Raw genomic sequence first — 4,077 nt, forward strand, 5'->3', positions numbered from 1 at the left:
GGCGAGCGCTTCACAAGGGCCATGGCGGCCTGATGTTCAACCCCGCCGCCCCGCACACGAAATTCCTGACAGTCCCGTGAAAGGGCCCAAGCCGGAGCGTGTCATGATCGACGCAACCCATCTCAAAGCCCACCGCACGGCGGCGAGCCTGCTCAAAAAGGGGCTGTTCCCTGTCGTATCGGGCGCATCAAGGGCGGGCTGAACTCCAAGCTACACATCGTCTGCGACGATAACGGCCGCCCGAACATCATGCTGCTCTCGGAAGGCCAAATGAGCGATCACAAGGGCGCCAGCCTCGTGCTCGACGCATTGCCGCACGCCAAAACTCTCATCGCCGATCGCGGTTTTGATAGCGCCGCGTTCCGCCAGGCTCTGGTCAACAAAGGCATCGAACCCTGCATTCCGTCGAGCCGCAGCCTCATGATCCAGCGCCATCCGTACTGCGCGGGCACGCACCTCGGGCGAGAATTTGTGCGTCGTCTTGCTCGTCATAGCCCCATCCTCTCAGGAGTTGGGACCTCCGACAAACCCGGGTCGTGTGTGGATGCCCCCGGTTTTGCAAGGGGTTTCTTCTGACAGGCTTCGGCGGCTTGGCGCTTCTATCGGTCGTGTGTCAGGCCTCTGGTCGCGACCTGCGCCACGGGGCCGGTATGCAGTTCGAAGAACAGGGTCCACATCGGTTCAGAGAGCTTCGCGCTCGAGCCCCGGGACTGGTTTTCCCCGTCCTGAACATTGAAGTCCTTGCCGCATAGGTCGTCAGTCGATCTCCTTGCCGGGGTCCGAGGACCCCGAAGGCGCTTGCCGGGTTGCCTTCGATGGAAGGCGCCGGCTCACGCCATTCGGTAGTTCTGTTCTCTCGTCATCATCGCCCAGATGATGCGGGCCATCTTGTTGGCCAAGGCAACGGCGGCGACCATGCGCGGCTTGCGCCCAACGAGGTGCCCTAGCCGGCTCTCCGGGAGGATGCCCTTGCGGACAATCCATCGGATTCGGCTCATGGCGCCAACGATTAGAAGCCGGCGGATGTCGGTCTGCCCCATCTTGCTGACCCCGCCGAGCCGCGTCTTGCCGCCCGTCGATATAGCGCGCCGGCATCTTTTGCTGTGATCGCCGGCATCTTTTGCAGCGCTAGTTTCGGTTCCTATGGTTGCTATATTTGGGACTTTGGTACCGCGGAGAACGAGATGGACATGGGCAGGACCACGCAAATGGCGCCGCGACCTATTTGGAACGCCATCATCTTGGCGTCGGGAGAGAAGGACGCCCGTTTCATGAGCATCGCCGCCGCGGGCATCGACGAGGCTCTTCTGGTGCTAAGGGCTCGACTCGAGGATGCCGGCGCCGTTGTGCTTGGTCTCATGCAGCAAGACATTCCCGTCAATACCGTGGCCGATGATGACTAGGCCGGGCTTCCAGATCGTCACACCGAACAGACAAGGCAGTCCTCGCCGGAGGGTACGATCTCCAGAACGGGCACAAAAAGCCGCCTCGAAGAGCGGCGATGGTGTGGTACTTTTCAACTAACCAGATGCCGAGTTCCGCCCGTGAAGCATCCGGTCAGGCCGGTATAGCGCGCCGGCAGCTTTGGCCACGTGCCGGATATAGCGCGCCGGCACCTTTTGCAGCAGCTGGTGCCCGGCCTCATCGCGGGCATTCAGCCACGGCCGGCGAGCCCTCCGCCCGCATGCCGAAGGCAGCGTTCCAGCTCACCTTGGCCACCATGCCCAGATGGTACAGCGCCGGGACAAATGTCTATCCGCCGCCAAGAAAGACGGCTCCGAAGGGCGGCGCTGCTGTGGTCTTTTCAGCCAGCCAGATGCCGAGCTCCACCCGTGAAGCATCCGGTCAGGCCGGGCACGGAACTGCTAACTTGCCCGGCCGCTTTTCATCAGGTGCCCGTTGCCCGCTAATTGTGACCGATATAGCCGGCATGCTACGGTTCTGCCGGTTCGTGCGTGAGCGTCCCGCGCTCGCGCGATGCATGCTAGGTAGTCACAATGCGTGTGCTCGTTGCAGGTATCCCGCGGTCGGGTACGACTATGCTTTTCAGGGCTCTTTCCGGGTTGCCACGCGGCGCCACGACGCCGGCGGACTATGACGGCCCTCACCTCAAATCACATTCGTTCCGGCCTGACGATTTTGTCGGTCGGGTCGACGTTGCGGTATTCATGTTTGGAAATGTACGACATTCAATCGTTTCAACATTGAAGAACCGAATGGATGTAAATCATTTTTCGAATTGCGGGGCAGGACACCTAACCCCCGATCAAGTGGACTTACTAACTCAAGACCATCTGAACTATGAAAAGATGTTCCTTGCATGGACGCGCCCAACCCGCATTCCCCATGCCTGTGTGCGATATGAACGCATCCACGATCTTGCAGGCGCCTTATCGCAGCTCATCGGCGTGGATTTTACGCTGCCTCCCTATCGTCCGCGCGAAACCGTCCTAGACACCTTGCCGCAGAACCGGATGTCCGCCCTGGAAGACACGTACGACAGGCTCATCGCGCGCGTCGATCGAGCACCGGACCTTGCCTGGTATGGCTGAGCCGCCTTCGCCGCTTGCCTAACATGTGGAGAGCATCCATACGTCGGCAGAAGAGTTGGGTGAGCGCATCCATCACGCAAACCTCTCCTAGCTGGCCGGCCGTGCGCTGACGCAACGAGCGGTAAGTGTTGCTGCATCGCGCCTCGATGTAGCCAAGCGCCGCAAGTGTGTCGGCGACGTTGGTGCTACCCGAGTTGGCTGCCGAGCCTGTCCACCGCGCCGAGAAGAAATCTAGGGTCGTCGAGGAGTTGTGGTTCACAGTGATGCCGACCGTATTACGCAGTGGATCGGCGATGGCCGGGCCGTTTTGGTTCGACACATAATAGGGCCGGGTAATGGAGCCGAGTAGCCGTCCGCCGAAGGCCGCCTTGTCTGCCTGGTGCAACGTGCCCAGCCTTCCGGTTCTCTGATCTGGCAGTAGTGCCGGCAGCAGTGCTGGAGACGGATGGTGGATGTTGAGGAGACCTATGTGCGGCGTCGGCGCTGGAGTTGGGCCGAGAAGCGGGTCGTCGTCCAGGAGGCGGCCGCGAGCGGCAACGTCATCGGGACGGCGAAGCGCCACGGTATCCAGGCGCAGCAGATTTACCGGTGGCGCGAACGCCTCTCCGAGCGGATGGAGCCAGCAGGACTTGTGGCGGTGAAGGTCGTTGATCCACCGAAGGCACTTCCAGCACCGATGCCGGATATGGATCATCCGAAGAAGTGTTCCGCATCAAGCACTGCCGCTATCGACACCCCGATCGAGATCGTGTCGGCCGGTGGTGTGACGGTTAGGCTGCCTGTCGGGTCGTCGGTGGAGTTCGTGGTGGCGATTGCCAGCGGGCTGTCGAGAGTCCGGCGATGATCCCAGTTCCGAGCGGGGTGCGGGTGTGGCTGGCGACGGGCCATACCGATATGAGGAAGGGCTTCGCGGGGCTGGCATTGCAGGTCCAGGAAGTTCTGCGGCGCGATCCCCATGACGGACACCTGTTCGTATTCCGAGGTCGGCGCGGCGATCTGGTGAAGGTGATCTGGCACGATGGCCAGGGTGCGTGCCTGTTCGCGAAGCGGCTGGAGCGGGGTCGCTTCCTGTGGCCGTCGCCGGCCGACGGTGTGGTGACGATCACACCGGCGCAACTCGGCTACCTGCTGGAAGGCATCGACTGGCGGCATCCGCAGAGGACGTGGCGATCTGGCGCGTCAGGGTGATTTGGGCGCGGCGTAGGGGCGGCGGATATGATTCCATTCCCCTATGTCGAGCCCGATGGATCCGTTGCCGAGCGACCTTGCCGCGGCCCACGCCATGATCCTGGCGGAGCGTGCCGCGCGGCTTGAGGCCGAGGCGAGCGTCGCTCGGGAGCGTGCTGCGAACAGCAGCACAGATGCCCTCATCGCGCGGCTGAAGCTGGAGGTCGAGAAGCTCCGTCGCGAGCTCTACGGCACGCGCTCGGAGCGCAAGGCACGGCTGCTCGACGGGACTGTCAGGAATTTCGTGTGCAGGGCGGCCATACTGGAGCTGATGGAGGTTCCCGATGGCACGACGCAA

5 protein-coding genes and 3 pseudogenes are annotated in these 4,077 nt (G+C 62.3%); 6 read left to right on the top strand and 2 right to left on the bottom strand.

From position 1 onward, the window contains the following. Positions 1–249: 249 nt before the first annotated feature. Positions 250–351 (top strand): annotated as a pseudogene (locus tag AC1RU4_RS26135) (IS5/IS1182 family transposase); the annotation flags it as partial. A gap of 479 nt (positions 352–830) precedes the next feature. Here the strand turns inward: AC1RU4_RS26135 and AC1RU4_RS26140 are convergent. Next, positions 831–1,088: pseudogene (locus AC1RU4_RS26140) on the bottom strand (IS110 family transposase); the annotation flags it as partial. Between the two features lie 102 nt (positions 1,089–1,190). Between AC1RU4_RS26140 and AC1RU4_RS26145 the strand changes: the two are divergent. Together AC1RU4_RS26145 and AC1RU4_RS26150 are read left to right on the top strand one after the other, a co-directional pair. Beyond that, entirely contained in the window at positions 1,191–1,403 is a 213-nt protein-coding gene (locus tag AC1RU4_RS26145) for a hypothetical protein (protein WP_492894781.1), read from the top strand. A gap of 594 nt (positions 1,404–1,997) precedes the next feature. Beyond that, the gene (locus AC1RU4_RS26150; protein ID WP_492894773.1) at positions 1,998–2,552 is read left to right on the top strand and encodes a hypothetical protein; all 555 of its coding nucleotides are present in this window, start codon (positions 1,998–2,000) and stop codon (positions 2,550–2,552) included. Here AC1RU4_RS26150 and AC1RU4_RS26155 read toward each other — a convergent pair. Beyond that, on the bottom strand, positions 2,506–2,937 hold the full coding sequence (locus tag AC1RU4_RS26155) for a hypothetical protein (RefSeq protein WP_492894775.1): 432 nt from the start codon (positions 2,935–2,937) through the stop codon (positions 2,506–2,508). The two genes, AC1RU4_RS26150 and AC1RU4_RS26155, sit on opposite strands and share 47 nt — an antisense overlap. 60 nt (positions 2,938–2,997) lie before the next feature. On the opposite strand from AC1RU4_RS26155, the gene AC1RU4_RS26160 reads away from it, so the two are divergent. The 3 genes and pseudogenes from AC1RU4_RS26160 to AC1RU4_RS26170 form a co-directional block, all read left to right on the top strand. Next, positions 2,998–3,396, top strand: a complete 399-nt coding sequence (locus tag AC1RU4_RS26160) for a transposase (protein WP_492894777.1) — start codon at positions 2,998–3,000, stop codon at positions 3,394–3,396. Beyond that, complete coding sequence (tnpB, locus tag AC1RU4_RS26165) at positions 3,393–3,740, top strand: IS66 family insertion sequence element accessory protein TnpB (protein ID WP_492894779.1); 348 nt, start codon at positions 3,393–3,395, stop codon at positions 3,738–3,740. Before AC1RU4_RS26160 ends, tnpB begins: the two co-directional genes overlap by 4 nt. Positions 3,741–3,795: 55 nt before the next feature. Next, a pseudogene (locus AC1RU4_RS26170) lies at positions 3,796–4,077 on the top strand (hypothetical protein); the annotation flags it as partial.

It is taken from the genome of Ancylobacter sp. GW821-FHT10E12, assembly GCF_058809335.1.

Coding starts and splice junctions, on each gene's coding strand:
- AC1RU4_RS26145 (WP_492894781.1), top strand. CDS start 1,191: ATGGGCAGGACCACGCAAATGGCGCCGCGACCTATTTGGAACGCCATC.
- AC1RU4_RS26150 (WP_492894773.1), top strand. CDS start 1,998: ATGCGTGTGCTCGTTGCAGGTATCCCGCGGTCGGGTACGACTATGCTT.
- AC1RU4_RS26160 (WP_492894777.1), top strand. CDS start 2,998: ATGGTGGATGTTGAGGAGACCTATGTGCGGCGTCGGCGCTGGAGTTGG.
- tnpB (WP_492894779.1), top strand. CDS start 3,393: ATGATCCCAGTTCCGAGCGGGGTGCGGGTGTGGCTGGCGACGGGCCAT.